This window comes from Brevibacterium sp. OS20 (assembly GCF_056837565.1).
Window position 1 is genome coordinate 1,407,067 of the sequence record NZ_CM166367.1, and the last position, 13,862, is coordinate 1,420,928.

At 64.8% G+C, this 13,862-nt stretch carries 11 protein-coding genes; 8 read left to right on the forward strand and 3 right to left on the reverse strand.

The window, feature by feature from the left end; genetic code table 11:
- The first annotated feature begins 123 nt into the window (after positions 1-123).
- The 3 genes from ACVZTU_RS06175 (at position 124) to pth (ending at position 2,721) form a co-directional block, all read left to right on the forward strand.
- Positions 124-1,140 carry an alpha/beta fold hydrolase gene (locus tag ACVZTU_RS06175; RefSeq protein WP_446655835.1) on the forward strand — a complete coding sequence of 339 codons (1,017 nt, stop codon included), beginning with the start codon at positions 124-126 and terminating at the stop codon, positions 1,138-1,140.
- A gap of 148 nt (positions 1,141-1,288) precedes the next feature.
- Positions 1,289-1,933, forward strand: coding sequence for a 50S ribosomal protein L25/general stress protein Ctc (locus tag ACVZTU_RS06180; RefSeq protein ID WP_139469671.1), 645 nt, complete (start codon positions 1,289-1,291; stop codon positions 1,931-1,933).
- A gap of 188 nt (positions 1,934-2,121) precedes the next feature.
- Positions 2,122-2,721 carry an aminoacyl-tRNA hydrolase gene (gene pth / locus ACVZTU_RS06185; protein WP_139469670.1) on the forward strand — a complete coding sequence of 200 codons (600 nt, stop codon included), beginning with the start codon at positions 2,122-2,124 and terminating at the stop codon, positions 2,719-2,721.
- Positions 2,722-2,764: 43 nt separating this feature from the next.
- Here pth and ACVZTU_RS06190 read toward each other — a convergent pair whose 3' ends face one another.
- The gene (locus ACVZTU_RS06190; protein WP_139469669.1) at positions 2,765-3,481 is read right to left on the reverse strand and encodes a rhomboid family intramembrane serine protease; all 717 of its coding nucleotides are present in this window, start codon (positions 3,479-3,481) and stop codon (positions 2,765-2,767) included.
- Positions 3,482-3,603: 122 nt separating this feature from the next.
- A complete protein-coding gene (locus ACVZTU_RS06195; protein WP_139469668.1) occupies positions 3,604-5,082 on the reverse strand; it encodes an arylsulfotransferase family protein in 1,479 nt (492 codons plus the stop codon).
- A gap of 97 nt (positions 5,083-5,179) precedes the next feature.
- Here ACVZTU_RS06195 and mfd point away from each other — a divergent pair, with 97 nt between their 5' ends.
- The 5 genes from mfd (at position 5,180) to eno (ending at position 11,855) form a co-directional block, all read left to right on the forward strand.
- Entirely contained in the window at positions 5,180-8,782 is a 3,603-nt protein-coding gene (mfd, locus tag ACVZTU_RS06200) for a transcription-repair coupling factor (protein ID WP_482401580.1), read from the forward strand.
- A 120-nt stretch (positions 8,783-8,902) separates the two neighbouring features.
- Entirely contained in the window at positions 8,903-9,097 is a 195-nt protein-coding gene (locus tag ACVZTU_RS06205; RefSeq protein WP_482401581.1) for a CsbD family protein, read from the forward strand.
- A gap of 61 nt (positions 9,098-9,158) precedes the next feature.
- Positions 9,159-9,659: a MazG nucleotide pyrophosphohydrolase domain-containing protein gene (locus tag ACVZTU_RS06210; RefSeq protein ID WP_482401582.1), complete on the forward strand. Its 501-nt coding sequence runs from the start codon at positions 9,159-9,161 to the stop codon at positions 9,657-9,659.
- Positions 9,656-10,498 carry a tyrosine-protein phosphatase gene (locus tag ACVZTU_RS06215; protein ID WP_482401583.1) on the forward strand — a complete coding sequence of 281 codons (843 nt, stop codon included), beginning with the start codon at positions 9,656-9,658 and terminating at the stop codon, positions 10,496-10,498. Before ACVZTU_RS06210 ends, ACVZTU_RS06215 begins: the two co-directional genes overlap by 4 nt.
- Positions 10,499-10,574: 76 nt before the next feature.
- Positions 10,575-11,855, forward strand: a complete 1,281-nt coding sequence (gene eno, locus ACVZTU_RS06220; RefSeq protein WP_482401584.1) for a phosphopyruvate hydratase — start codon at positions 10,575-10,577, stop codon at positions 11,853-11,855.
- A gap of 446 nt (positions 11,856-12,301) precedes the next feature.
- Here eno and ACVZTU_RS06225 read toward each other — a convergent pair whose 3' ends face one another.
- Positions 12,302-13,399 carry a DUF559 domain-containing protein gene (locus tag ACVZTU_RS06225; protein ID WP_181270299.1) on the reverse strand — a complete coding sequence of 366 codons (1,098 nt, stop codon included), beginning with the start codon at positions 13,397-13,399 and terminating at the stop codon, positions 12,302-12,304.
- Positions 13,400-13,862 lie beyond the last annotated feature (463 nt).

Consider the following 13,862-nt stretch of genomic DNA (forward strand, 5'->3'; position numbering starts at 1 on the left):
GATCCGCGCAATCGCGCCGGATCTGATGCGAACCCCGAGTCGATGCGGCTCGGGGTTCGCATCGTCTGGACTGCCGTGAGGTCCTACACTGGAGGCAAGACTTCGGCGAAGGGATCAGGGACGATGTCCTCACACGATTACAACCGGTACCGCGTGGACGTCCCCGGCGGGCAGCTGTCCGTGGGAGTGTGGGAGCCGGTGGCGAGCGGCCCCGGGCGCGTGCCCACCGTGTGCGTCATCCACGGCATCACCTCCAACCACCTGTTCTTCGCGGGCCTCGTCTCCGCACTGCCCGGCGTCCGCATCATCGGGCCCGACCTGCGCGGACGAGCCGACTCGCGCACCCTGCCCGGCCCGTTCGGGATGGCCGCCCACGCCGAGGATGTCACCGCCGTGCTCGATGCCTTCGCCCCGGAGGGGCCGGTCACCCTGGTTGGTCATTCCATGGGCGGTTTCGTCGCCATGACCCTGGCCGGAATGTCGGCTGAGCCGAACGTCGACACCGGCGCCGAGGCGGCCCGCCGTTTCCGTGGCCCCGTCCTCATCGACGGGGGACTTCCCCTGCCAGTGGGGCAGCCCCACGGAGACGGCCCCGTCGACGACCTCAACGATGAGGACCTCGACACCGATGATCTCATCGCCGCCGTCCTCGGCCCGGCCGCCGAGCGGCTGTCGATGACCTTCGGCAGCGTCGAGGAGTACTTGGCGTTCTTCGCCGCTCACCCCGCTTTCGTCGACGGCCTCGACACCGTGGCGACCGAGAGCTTCGTCTACGATCTGGCGGCCAAGGACGACCATTCGTTCCAACCGTCGACGTCGGTGGAGGCGATGCAGGCCGATTCGGCCGACATGTACACCGGCTCCGCCTACCGTGATGCCCTGGAGACGATCATGGGCAGTGACGGAACCCAGTCCGAAGTGGTCTTCCTCTTCGCCGAGCGCGACCTCGTCGCCGCCGAACCGGGCCTGTACCCGCCGGAGACGACCAACGACTTCGCTCGGCAATGGCCGCAGATGGACATCGTCGATGTGCAGGGGACGAACCATTACGACATCCTCCTCACCGAAACCGGAATCGATGCGTGCGCTGCAGCCGTGACCTCTCGGATTGGTGCCGAAACGGACGGTGCCGTAGACTAGTCGGGTTGCCTCGGCGAGGGAGACTGATGTCTCCGTGATCGACGCGGTCCTGCCCCACGAAACGAACCCATCGGGTTCGTGATTCGCGTGGGTGCTCAGGCTGTTTCGCCGTGGTGCTCGAAGGTAAGTTCACCACGAAGGAGAGAAAATGGCTGACTTCAAACTTCTGGCCGAAGCTCGCAACGAGTTCGGCAAGGGCGCAGCGCGCCGCATCCGCCGCGCAGGACGCATCCCCGCTGTCATCTACGGCCACGGCGGAGACCCCGTGCACGTGTCCCTCGAGGGCCACGCCACCATGCTGGCTCTCAAGCACGCCAACGCGCTGCTCGAGATCGAAAGCACCGACGGATCGAAGAACGTCCTCGCCATTGCGCGCGACGTCCAGATCGAGCCCGTCCGTCGTGATATCGAGCACCTCGACCTCATCATCGTCAAGCGCGGCGAGAAGATCGAGGTCGACGTGCCCGTCCACGTCATCGGTGAAGCCGCCCCCGGCACCATGGTCTCGCAGGAAGAGTCGACCATCGCCGTCAAGGCCGATGCGACCAAGCTGCCCGAGCTCATCGAGGTCTCCATCGAAGGCCGTCCCGCCGGCGAGCACGTTCTGGCCGGTCAGGTCGAACTGCCTGCAGGCGTCGAGCTCATCGCCGACGAAGAGCAGCTCATCGTCAACGTCTCCGAAGAGATCGAGATGGACACCGAGTCCGACGCCGAGGAAGAGACTGCTGAAGAGTCGACCGAGGAAGAGGCCGCTGAGGAGTCCGGTGAGGAAGAGACCTCCGAAGAGGAGTGATCTTCTCTCCTCCCGGCACTCAACGTGCCGTGAGGAGCACTGACTGACTACGCTGTTCGGTGGGCCGCCTGTTGGGCGGCCCACCGAATGCGTTTCTCAAGAGCGAACCCGGCGCACCTCTCGCCCCGCGGCGAGCAGAAGCCCCACCACTCGGTCAGCGGGCGCGGACAGGACGGACAAGGACGGCAATGTCGAACGAAGCATGGTTGGTCTTCGGACTGGGCAATCCCGGCCCCAAGTACGAAGCGACACGGCACAACATCGGACAGATGGTCATCGCCGAACTCGCCTCCCGCATCGGAACCACGCTGACGCGGACGAAGCTGCGTGCGAACGTCGGCACCGGGCGGCTGCCCGGCGGCAGCGTCCCGGGACTGCCCGGTCCGCGGGTGGTGTTGGCCACCTCGACGGGATATATGAACGAATCCGGCGGACCGGTGCGCGCGCTGGCTGACTTCTACGGAATCGCCACCGACCGGATCATCGCCGTCCATGACGATGTGGACATCCCCTTCGATGCCATCAAAGCCAAGCTCGGCGGGGGAGAGGGCGGGCACAACGGTCTGCGTTCGATGACCTCGGTGCTGGGGACGAAGGACTATCTGCGGGTGCGAGCGGGAGTCGGACGCCCTCCGGGGAGACAGGACACCGCCGATTATGTGCTGCGCCCGTTCTCGAAGGACGAGCGCACGATCCTGCCGATGTTCGTCTCCGACCTCGCCGATGCCGTCGAAGAGGTCATCGTCAGCGGGCTCACCGACATGCAGCAGAAGTTCCACTCTCGCTGATCGCACCTCGGGTGCTGACCAAGCAGCGGGCGCTGCCCGGGACTCAGGCCGTCTTCTGCTTCTCCGGGCGACGGTGCAGCCACCATGCGGCGAAGATGCCGCCGGCGAATCCGAACAGGTGGCCCTGCCAGGAGATGTCGTTCGTCTGCGGCAGCATGCCGAAGATCATCGATGCGCCGTAGGTGACGAAGATGAACAGGCCGATGGTGAAGTAGATGATCTTGCGCAGCAGGTCATCGGTGAACCAGGTGCGCAGCGCGAGGTAGCCGAAGAATCCGAAGACGATGCCGGACGCCCCGACGATGTGCTGGCCGGGCAGCGTGGTCAGCCACGCACCGAGCCCGGAGCTCAGCGCGGTGATGCCCGTGACCGTCCAGAAACGACGCTTGCCTTCGAAGGCGATGACGATGCCGAGGACGAGGAACGGGAAAGTATTGGCCAGAAGATGGCCGAATCCCGAATGCAGCAGCGGCGAGGTGACCAGGCCGTAGAGCGAGAGCGGATTCCATGACTCCAGACTGAAGACGTCGAGGTCGACGGGGAGGATCGCATCGACGATCTCGATGACCCACATGACGGCCAGGACGATCAGCACCGGAGCGAACCGGGAAAGCAGATGCGGCCGGTCGACGGTGGTGTTCAGGTGCGCAACCGGGGGATTCGCGGAACGGCCGGAGTGGGGAGATCCGGAGTCGGTGGAGTCAGGGCCGAAGAGGAGTCGGGATTCCTCGGCGGAGAAACGGGGGGAGTGGTCGGTCATGTTCCAATTGTGGGTGATGAAGATTGGAGAACCCCGAACATCCGGGCCTTCCGGGCAATCGTGATCGTTCCGTTAGGCCCGTTATCGCCTCGAAATATTCACGACCGGTCCAACTCCCGAAACTATCTGTTCTGAGGCTCCGCTCTGGTCGACCCGAGGGACTTGCCGTCCGCGTCGAGAGCTTCGACGATGATCGTCGAACCGTTCGGGGTGATGTCCGCCGCCGTCTCGAAACCGCTGCGCTCGACCTCGGTGTTCTCGACGAGGTGCTCCTCGTCGTCACCGCTGAGCACCCTCCACGAAGCCACCTCGGTGGCACCGTTCCAGCTCATGTGCACCCGAGTGATGTCGGACTGCGGCTGTGACTTCGTGGCCGTCGGGGGAGCAGTCGGCTGGGCATGCCAGTCGAAGCGGTAGGCGCGGTAGTTCGATCCGCCGGTGAAGGTGAGGTCGGCGAGCAGCTTTCCGTCCTTGGAGAACTCGGAGATGTAGGGCTCCGAACCCCAGCCGAGGACGACGTTGCCGCCCGGCAGCTCCTGGAAGTTGCCCTGACTGCCCGACGAACGGTCGTCGGGGGCGGGATACTCCGTGACCACCTCGGCGCGCTTCCTCTTCTCATCGACGTCGAGGCGCAGACCGCGGGTGTCGCCGAGCCGAGGCGCGGCGTGGTTGTCGAACAGGGTCAGCGTCCCATCGGAGCGGCGCTGGGCATCGTGCTGCCAGGCGAACTGTGCGCTCTCGCCCATCTCGAAGTCCGAGGCCTTGCCGCCGAGGACCCAGTTGAGATCGCCACTCTTCCGGTCGAGCTGGTAGACAGCGTGGGTATTGCGCGCCGAGACGAGGAGAGCCCTGCCGTCATCGTCCTCGGACACGGAGTTGAGGTGGATGTAGTCGAAGGGCTCGTCCTTCGTGCCCTCGCCTTCCTTGAGCTCCGTCTCGGTCTGATCGATGGGCACGGCGTCGAGGGAGCGCCATTCGAACAGGGGATCACCGCTTGCGATGTCGACCTCCTGGACGATGCCCTCCCAGGCCCAGCCGTCCTCGGCTCCGCCGACTGAGCTGAGATCCGTCTGCGTCTTCACGTAGGAGATGAGGAACATTGTGTCATCGGCGGTGATCGTCGTCTCGTGCAGGTCGGACGTGTCCTTGGGAAGCTCGCCGCCCATGCCGACACGGGCGATCTCCTGATACGAGTCGTCGAGGACGACAACCTCGCCGGCGGTGTGCGGAGTCTCGGCCAGTCCCTCCCACCAGGTGAGCACCGGCTTCCCCTGATATTCCTGGACGCGCAGATCCCACAGCGCCTCGGAGTCGTCTCTGATCCACACCGGGTCACCGGCGGAGTCGAGGATGAGCCCGCCCACCCAGGACGTGTCATCGGTCTGCGTCTGTCCCTTCGGGGCGAGGAAGGTCTCCAGGTCTCCGTTGTCGTCGGGGAAGGCCCCGGCGTCGATATCGACCTTCGGCGGGGCGAGTTCGGGGCGGGAATGGAAGTCCCACCGTTCGGCGACGGCGATGTCGTCATCGGCATCGGCCGTGCACCCTGCGAGCAGGAGCGTCGCCGCAGCCAAACCTGCAAGGACGGTTCTCTTCATGGCCATATGCTCATCCTCACACGTTTTCGACTCCCGTGGTCCTCGGGCTTTGTCGAGAGGGCGCCGAATGGGTCGTGTCAGCCGCGTGGCCTAGACTGTTCGGGTGCTCAACGGACTCGATCTCACCCGCCGGAATCCCACCATCACCGAACTCGTCGCGGCCTTCAACGACGCGAACACCGACGGTGGCACGATCGATGCGATCAAGGGACTGTGGCCGTCGATCCTGCGCCGCACCGTCACCACCGACGGGGCCGCCTCGGGGCCTCAGCTCATCGTCACCGCCACGACACGTGAGGCAGAAGACCTCGCCCAGGCGCTGGCCGACTGGGTGCCGTCGGCGTCGATCGCGATCTTCCCCAGCTGGGAGACCCTGCCGCACGAGAAGCTGTCGCCGCGGTCGGACACCGTCGGCCAGCGCCTCGAGGTGCTGCGCCGCCTCGCCCACCCCACTCCCGGCCGGGAACTGACCTTCATCATCGCGCCCGTGCGCGCCTTCCTCCAGCCCCTGGCCAAGGGGCTCGGCGACATCGAACCGGTCGAGCTCGCCGTCGGCGACGAATACGAGATCGATGACCTCGCCGAACGGCTCACCGAACTCGCCTACTCCCGAGTCGACATGGTCTCCAGACGCGGCGAATTCGCTGTGCGCGGCGGAATCGTCGATATCTTCCCGGCCACCTCGGAGCGAGCGCTGCGTGTGGAGTTCTTCGGCGATGAGGTCGACGAGATCCGCGAATTCTCCGTCAGCGACCAACGCTCCATCCCCACCGACGACGGTGACGAACCCCTGCGACTGTCGGCACCGCCGTGCCGGGAGCTGCTCCTGACCGATTCGGTGCGGAAGCGGGCCGCGGAACTCGCCGAGGATGTGCCCAGCGCCGCAGATATGCTCGACAAGATCGCCGGCGGAGTCGCCGTCGAAGGGATGGAATCGCTCTCCGCCGTCCTCGCCGACGGAATGGAGCCGATGATCGCTCTGCTGCCGGCCGGATCGAAGATCATCATCACCGAACCCGAACGCGTCGACGCCCGTGCCACGGACCTCGTGGAGACGACGAACGAATTCCTCGAGGCCGCCTGGACCGGAGCAGCCAGCGGGGGAGAGACCCCGATCGACCTGTCTGCCGCCAGCTTCCGCACCGTGGCCGAGATGGCCGAAGGCGCTCGCCTCATCGGCCTGGCCTGGTGGGAGATCGGCGGATTCGCCACCGACGAGGAGCTCGCCGGTCCCGAGGAGAACATCTTCTCCGTCCCTGCCCGCATCCCGAAGGGCTATGCCGGAGACGTCGAGGCGATCCTCGCCGACGTCAAGGCACTCATCCACGACAAGTGGCGCATCCTCGTGCTCACCGAAGGCCAGGGCCCGGGCCGACGCATGGTCGAGGTGTTCTCCGAAGCCGGAGTGCCCGCCTCCTTCGTCGACGACCCGACCGATCTGCCCGAAGCCCTGGTGACCGTGACGACGGCCGCGTCCTTCGGCGGCTTCGTCTTCGACGATCTCAAACTCGCCGTGCTCACCGAGGCGGATGTGCTCGGTCGGGCTGCGGCCACCTCGACGCGGGATATGCGCAAGCTGCCCACCCGTCGTCGACGCAACCAGGTCGACCCGCTCAACCTGGCTCCCGGCGACTACGTCGTCCACGACCAGCACGGCGTCGGACGATTCGTCGAAATGACCCAGCGGACCACAGGGCGAGGTGCGAACAAGCACACCCGCGAATACCTCATCATCGAATACGCGCCCGCCAAACGCGGACAGCCCGGTGACCGCCTCTACGTTCCCAGCGATGCTCTCGACCAGGTCACCCGCTATGTCGGCGGGGAGAGCCCGAACCTCAACAAGATGGGCGGCGCCGACTGGCAGACGACGAAGGCGAAGGCCCGCAAGGCCGTCAAGGAGATCGCCGGGGAACTCATCCGACTGTATTCGGCCCGTCAGGCCACCGTCGGCCACGCCTACGGACCGGACACCCCCTGGCAGCGCGAACTCGAAGACGCCTTCCACTATGTCGAGACCGCCGATCAGCTGACCACCATCGACGAGGTCAAGTCGGACATGGAGAAGACCGTGCCGATGGACCGTCTGATCTGCGGCGACGTGGGCTACGGGAAGACGGAGATCGCGGTCCGTGCCGCATTCAAGGCGATCCAGGACGGCAAACAGGTCGCCGTGCTCGTGCCGACCACTCTGCTCGTCCAACAGCACTATGAGACCTTCGCCGAACGCTACTCGGGATTCCCCGTCACCATCGGCGCCCTCTCCCGGTTCCAGACCAAGCAGGAATCGGAGAAGGTCAAGGAGGATCTGGCCGCCGGCAAACTCGACCTCGTCATCGGCACCCACCGACTGCTCAGCGGCGAAGTGCGGTTCAAAGAACTCGGACTCGTCATCATCGACGAGGAGCAGCGCTTCGGCGTCGAACACAAGGAGACGCTCAAGGCACTGCGGACGAACGTCGACGTCCTCGCCATGTCGGCGACCCCGATCCCGCGCACCCTGGAGATGGCGGTGACCGGCATCCGTGAGATGTCGACCCTGGCCACACCTCCGGAAGAGCGGCACCCGGTGCTGACCTATGTCGGCAAACGCGAAGACAAGCAGATCAAGGCCGCGATCCGACGCGAGCTCATGCGCGAAGGCCAGGTCTTCTACATCCACAACAGGGTCCGCGATATCGAAGCCGTCGCCGGACACATCGCCGAAATGGTGCCCGAGGCGCGAATCGCCATCGCCCACGGCAAGATGAACGAGACCCGACTCGAACAGGTCATCGTCGACTTCTGGGAGAAGAAGTACGACGTGCTCGTGTGCACGACGATCGTCGAAACAGGAATCGACATCGCCAATGCGAACACGCTGATCATCGACAACGCCGACAAATACGGGCTATCCCAGCTGCATCAGCTGCGCGGACGCGTGGGACGTGGACGCGAACGCGCCTACGCCTACTTCCTCTACCCGCCGGACACTCAGCTGACCGAGACCGCACACGACCGTCTGACGACCCTGGCCGCGCATACCGAACTGGGTGCCGGAATGCAGGTGGCGATGAAGGACCTCGAGATCCGCGGGGCCGGCAATCTGCTCGGCGGTCAGCAGTCCGGCCATATCGAAGGCGTCGGCTTCGACCTCTATGTCCGACTCGTCGGTGAAGCCGTGGCGAAGTTCCGCGGCGAGGAGACCGAACCCGAGGCTGACATGCGCATCGAACTGCCCGTCGATGCTCACCTGCCGGCCGACTATGTCGACCACGAACGACTGCGTCTCGAGGCCTACCGAAAGCTGGCCGCGGCGACCGACGAAGCACAGCTGCAGGAAGTCCTCGACGAACTCATCGACCGCTACGGCCCCTATCCGGAACCCGTCGGTGTCCTCGCCGATGTCGCCAGGCTGCGCATCCGCGCCCGTGCCTCCGGGGTCAACGACATCGTCATGCAGGGCAACTTCATCCGCTTCGGACCCGTCGAACTCTCCGACTCCCAGGTGGTCAGGCTCAAGCGTCTGTATCCGAAGTCTCTGCTCAAACCGGCACTGCGCTCGGTCCTCGTCCCGAAACCGATGGCGGGCACCGGATTCGACTCCAAGGAGATGACCGATTCGGACATCCTGCGGTGGGCACATCAGTTCCTCGACGCCATCCTGCCTGTTGTCGCGTCCGAAGCCACCGAGGTCAAGGAAGCCGGTGTCGAGAAGAACGGTTGAGAACTCTCCGACTGTTCTTCGCCGACCGGCCCACGAGCCGAGACTGTGGCGTAGAGTGCGAAGCGCGGAGGCATCCGCAGCAAGTGCATTTCGCTCAGCCGTCTGCGAAGGAGAATCACCATGGGTGTTGACGACAAGTTCGAGAACAAGGCCGAGGACCTCGGCGGTCGGGCCAAGGAGACCATCGGCGATGTGACCGGTGACGACGAGCTCAAGGCCGAAGGCGCCACCGATCAGCTCAAGGCCAAGGCCAAGGATGTCGGCGAGTCGGTCAAAGACTTCGGCGCATCGGTCAAGGACAAATTCTCGAAGTGATCGACGAATCGGCCCTCACCGCTTGTGGTGAGGGTCTTTCGTGCCGACAGGAGGGTGATTCGTGGGGGATCGTGACGGGCAGGAGTCGGTCGACCAGGGTGCAGTCGGACCGGGCGCGGGCCAGGCCGCACCAGAACTGCAGCCGGTGATCGAAGCCATGGCGACTCTGCGGCGACGCTGCCCCTGGTCGAGCCGGCAAGATCATCAGAGCCTCGAGAAATACGCACGGGAAGAGACCGACGAACTCATCGTCGCCCTCGAGGATTTCACCTCAGAACCCACTGCTGAGAACCGGGCGGCCGTCGTCGAAGAGCTCGGCGACGTGTTCTACCAAGTGCTCTTCCACTCCGCCCTGCTCGATGAAAGCAGCGGGCAAGCCTGCGGCCACAGCCTCGGCGCCATCATCGATGGCCTCGAGGCCAAGCTCATCCGCCGTCACCCCCTGGCCTTCACCGACGATCCCGGGGAGGAGATGGCATCTCTGGAAGACGTCGAACGCGAATACCGACGGATCAAAGCAGAAGAGAAGGCCGCGGTGCGGGGCGAGGATGGAACCCGATGAGTCTGGAGAGGCTCGAGATCGAAGGCACGTTCAACTTCCGTGACCTCGGCGGGCCCGCCACCGAGGCGGGGGAGAGCCGAGTGCGATCCGGGAAGGTGTTCCGCGCCGACGGTCTGGCGCACCTGAGCGATCGGGCGCGTGCCGAAATCGGCGAACTCGGCATCGGCACGGTCATCGATCTGCGCGATATCGGCGAGAGGGCGAAGCTGCCCGATGCGCTCGACGGCCTCGACATCCGACATATCGAGCTGCCCGTCTTCGACGACCATTTCTTCCCCAGCAGACCATTGAGCAGGGAAGAGATGAAGGCCGCCGCCGAGGCGACAGGAATGGATCTCAGTGACCGGAGCCTCAGCCGCATCTACGACCTCATGATCACGCACTTCGGCCACCGGCTGGCCGCCGCCGTCGACCTGATCGCCGAACACTGCAGCGAGGGCGTGGTGTTCCACTGCTCTGCCGGGAAGGATCGCACCGGAGTGATCGGAGCGTTCCTGCTCGACCTCCTCGGCGTGGGCCGACAGGAGATCGTCGACGAATATGCGATCACCTCCACCCACCTGTCCGGGGGTTTCCTCGAGGCGATCACTCGTAACTTCTCCGATGCTGGGATCTCCGGCAACCTCGCCGCGACCGCCACCGCTGCTCCTCCCGACCTCATGCACGAGGTCCTCGATCGGATCGAGGCCGAGCACGGGACCGCCTCGGCGAAGGACGGCGGTCAGCCAGGGGGAGTGGAGGCCTACCTGCTCGCGCACGGGATCGACCCGGCGACGCCCGAGCGACTGCGGCAATGTCTGCTCGAATCCGAGTCCAACCGGGGCTCGGACCGAGGGTGAGCCTGGGCGCGCGGTGCATTAAGCTGTCCTGCAGGCACATGTTCCCCATGTGAAACCAAACGCTAAGGAGTACTCAGTGGCCGAGATCGTTGCCGCAAATGCCCGTGAAATCCTGGATTCCCGGGGAAATCCCACCGTCGAGGTGGAAGTGCTGTTGGCCGATGAGTCCGTCGGTCGTGCCGGCGTTCCCTCCGGTGCCTCCACCGGAGAATTCGAAGCCGTGGAGCTGCGCGACGGAGATCCCGAGCGCTACCTGGGCAAGGGCGTCACCCAGGCTGTCGACGCTGTCGTCGACGAGATCCACGAAGTCATCGTCGGACTCGAAAGCGACGATCAGCGTCTCGTCGACCAGGCGCTCATCGAACTCGACGGCACCGACAACAAGTCCCGCATCGGCGCGAACGCGATGCTCGGCACCTCGCTGGCCGTGGCCCGCGCGGCAGCGGTCTCGGCGGATCTGCCCCTTTACCGCTACCTCGGCGGACCGAATGCGCACGTCATGCCCGTGCCGATGATGAACATCCTCAACGGCGGATCCCATGCCGACTCGAACGTCGACATCCAGGAATTCATGATCGCCCCGATCGGCGCCGCCAGCTTCCACGAAGCGCTGCAGTGGAGCGTCGAGGTCTACCACGCGCTCAAGGGAGTGCTCAAGGAACGCGGACTCTCGACCGGACTCGGCGATGAGGGCGGATTCGCTCCGAACCTCGACTCGAACGCCGCGGCGCTCGACCTCATCATCGAGGCCATCGACATCGCCGGGCACCGTCCCGGACGCGATATCGCCGTCGCCCTCGACGTGGCGTCCTCGGAGTTCTACGCCGACGGTGCCTACGAGTTCGAAGGCAGCAAGAAGTCCGCCGAGGAGATGGCCGCCTACTACGAAGAGCTGCTGGCGAAGTACCCGCTCGTGTCGATCGAGGACCCCCTCGATGAGAACGACTGGGACGGCTGGGCGACCCTGACCGAGACGATCGGCTCGAAGGTGCAGCTCGTCGGCGACGACCTGTTCGTGACCAACCCCGAGCGCCTGCAGCGCGGTATCGACAACGCCACGGCGAACTCGCTGCTGGTCAAGGTCAACCAGATCGGTACCCTGACCGAGACCCTCGACGCTGTGTCTCTGGCGCAGACGAACGGCTACACCACGATGATCTCGCACCGTTCCGGCGAAACCGAGGACACGACCATCGCCGACTTGGCCGTGGCGACCAACGCCGGTCAGATCAAGGCCGGCGCCCCGGCACGATCGGAGCGCGTCGCGAAGTACAACCAGCTGCTGCGCATCGAAGAGCAGCTCGGAGATGCCGCACGCTACGCGGGCCGCAGCGCCTTCCCGCGCTTCGAAGCCTGAGGCGAGCAGGGCTCTGAACTCCCCGAGGCGGGGCCGGACGATCACAATGATCGCCCGGCCCCGCCTCGGGGTTTCCAGCTTCGGACCTCCCTCATCCGAGGCTTCTCGTCTCGAGTCTTCCCGCCTTCGGGCCTTCCTCCATCCGGGGCCGCATTTCTCACCGCGAAGTCTCCTCGTCGCGACGATTCTCCGTTGCCGGGCCCGGTTCACTGCGTCACCATTTGTCACCGGTGGTCTCATATCCGCCCACCGGCGACTATCCCTCGCGTTCCTCGTAATTTGCACCGTTGCACCACTCTGACGAGTCTCTATGGGTGAGGGACGGTCGAGCACCTGTAGGAGTTGCCGGCAACGGTGCGGGATGAAACTCTGCCAATCGCACCATGGGAGACGGTGTGCTCGACGAAATAGGGGTGAACGACAGCCGCGGTGCGGGATGCCTCGCCCTATGCAGCGATGTGCCGCCTGGTGCGGCGGTCCGCGGCGGTGCGCTGCGGTCCGCGATGCATCTGCGGCACAGATGCCCGCGGTGGGGACCAGGCGGTGGCGTTCTGCGCACGGCGGATGAACCGGAGGATGTCATAGAATTTCGCCTCCTCGAACAGCTCCTTCCAACTGATCCGAATCACCTGCCAACCTTGGTCGCGCAGCCACTGCTCGCGGCGGCGTTCCTGTTCGAGCTCCTCGCGGGGGACACCTGAACCGAGATAGAGCTTGCCGATGCCGTCGATCTCGATGATGAGACGAGCCCGGCGGTGACAGAAGTCGACGCGGATATCGCGCCTCAATGATTCGGCGTGAAACGTGACCTGCGGTTCCATCCCCGTGATCCCGTGTTCGTAGAATCGCACCGCGGCGACAGCCTCGGCGGGGGATTCGCGGCGAGAATCAGCCAGATCGATGGCCAGTCGCACTTTCGCGGAATTGCGCTTCTCCAAGCATTGAGCGAGTTTCGTGAGGATCTTCTCCCTGGTGGTCAGCTTTCGGTGCAGCGCATCATCGATCATCGGCACAGAGACGTCGAGGTTGTAGCTGCGGGCGACGTCGATGAGTGTGCGTTCGAGTGTGGTCACCTCGGCGCCGTTGATCGTTGCGCGGTGGTTCTGCGGGATGATGCTGCCGCGGACGTGGATAGTCTTGAATTTGCGGTTGGTGCCCCGCCGGACGACCTCGACCTGGTGGGTGACAGGGTGGGAGATGGGCAGATTGTGGATTAGTGCCGCAGAGATGTGCGAGAAGATCTCCGCCGGTGGGTTCGACTTCGCGTCGTCGGTTCTCCGATCGGCACGTTGTGCGAAGTGAGCCATCACCGAGGCGTTGAGATCGTTGATATCGTCGCGGATGACTCCGTGCTCGATGAAGACCTGGTGGACCTGTTCGGCGATGCTCGCCCAGAGCGGGCGATGGAAGTCCAGTTCGCAGACGTGGCGGACGAGATATGTGCCCCGCGACAGCCGTCGGAGGCAACATCTGCGGGCGCGCCTGATGTCGCCATGGTTGAATCCGAGCCGAAGGATGTCATCGGTGCTCAATAGTTTATACATGCATCTAAAATGCAATAAACGCAACCAAACAGCAATGAGCGCTCTCTTGTCTGTGGATAACTCTGTGGATAGGGCATTGATCGGGCGGAGCTCTCGCAAGATGACTGGTCGCAGGTCAGGTGATCGACGGCGGCGATCTTCGGACATCCGTCACCCCGAGGCGCATAACGCACCGCAGGAGCGAGGTGGTTTGCTGCCAAGAGTGAGGGGTGCCGTCGTGGGTGTAGGAGTTGGGGCTGCGGGGAGGGGGAAGCAGTAGTGGTGTGAGATGCCTGCGGGAGGCGAGGCTGAGATGGCTCCTGGGGCGGGCACGGGCTGAGGTGAGAGATGCTCGCGGGGGAGGAGTGGGCGGGACCGGACGTGACGGAGGATACGTGAGAATCGAACACGCCACGAGCTCGAAATCCTCGCGCAGGGAATGCGGACACGGCACACTTGGAGATGTTGCGACACTCTTCCCCGA

Coding starts and splice junctions, on each gene's coding strand:
- ACVZTU_RS06175 (WP_446655835.1), top strand. CDS start 124: ATGTCCTCACACGATTACAACCGGTACCGCGTGGACGTCCCCGGCGGG.
- ACVZTU_RS06180 (WP_139469671.1), top strand. CDS start 1,289: ATGGCTGACTTCAAACTTCTGGCCGAAGCTCGCAACGAGTTCGGCAAG.
- pth (WP_139469670.1), top strand. CDS start 2,122: ATGTCGAACGAAGCATGGTTGGTCTTCGGACTGGGCAATCCCGGCCCC.
- ACVZTU_RS06190 (WP_139469669.1), bottom strand. CDS start 3,481: ATGACCGACCACTCCCCCCGTTTCTCCGCCGAGGAATCCCGACTCCTC.
- ACVZTU_RS06195 (WP_139469668.1), bottom strand. CDS start 5,082: ATGGCCATGAAGAGAACCGTCCTTGCAGGTTTGGCTGCGGCGACGCTC.
- ACVZTU_RS06205 (WP_482401581.1), top strand. CDS start 8,903: ATGGGTGTTGACGACAAGTTCGAGAACAAGGCCGAGGACCTCGGCGGT.
- ACVZTU_RS06215 (WP_482401583.1), top strand. CDS start 9,656: ATGAGTCTGGAGAGGCTCGAGATCGAAGGCACGTTCAACTTCCGTGAC.
- ACVZTU_RS06225 (WP_181270299.1), bottom strand. CDS start 13,399: ATGTATAAACTATTGAGCACCGATGACATCCTTCGGCTCGGATTCAAC.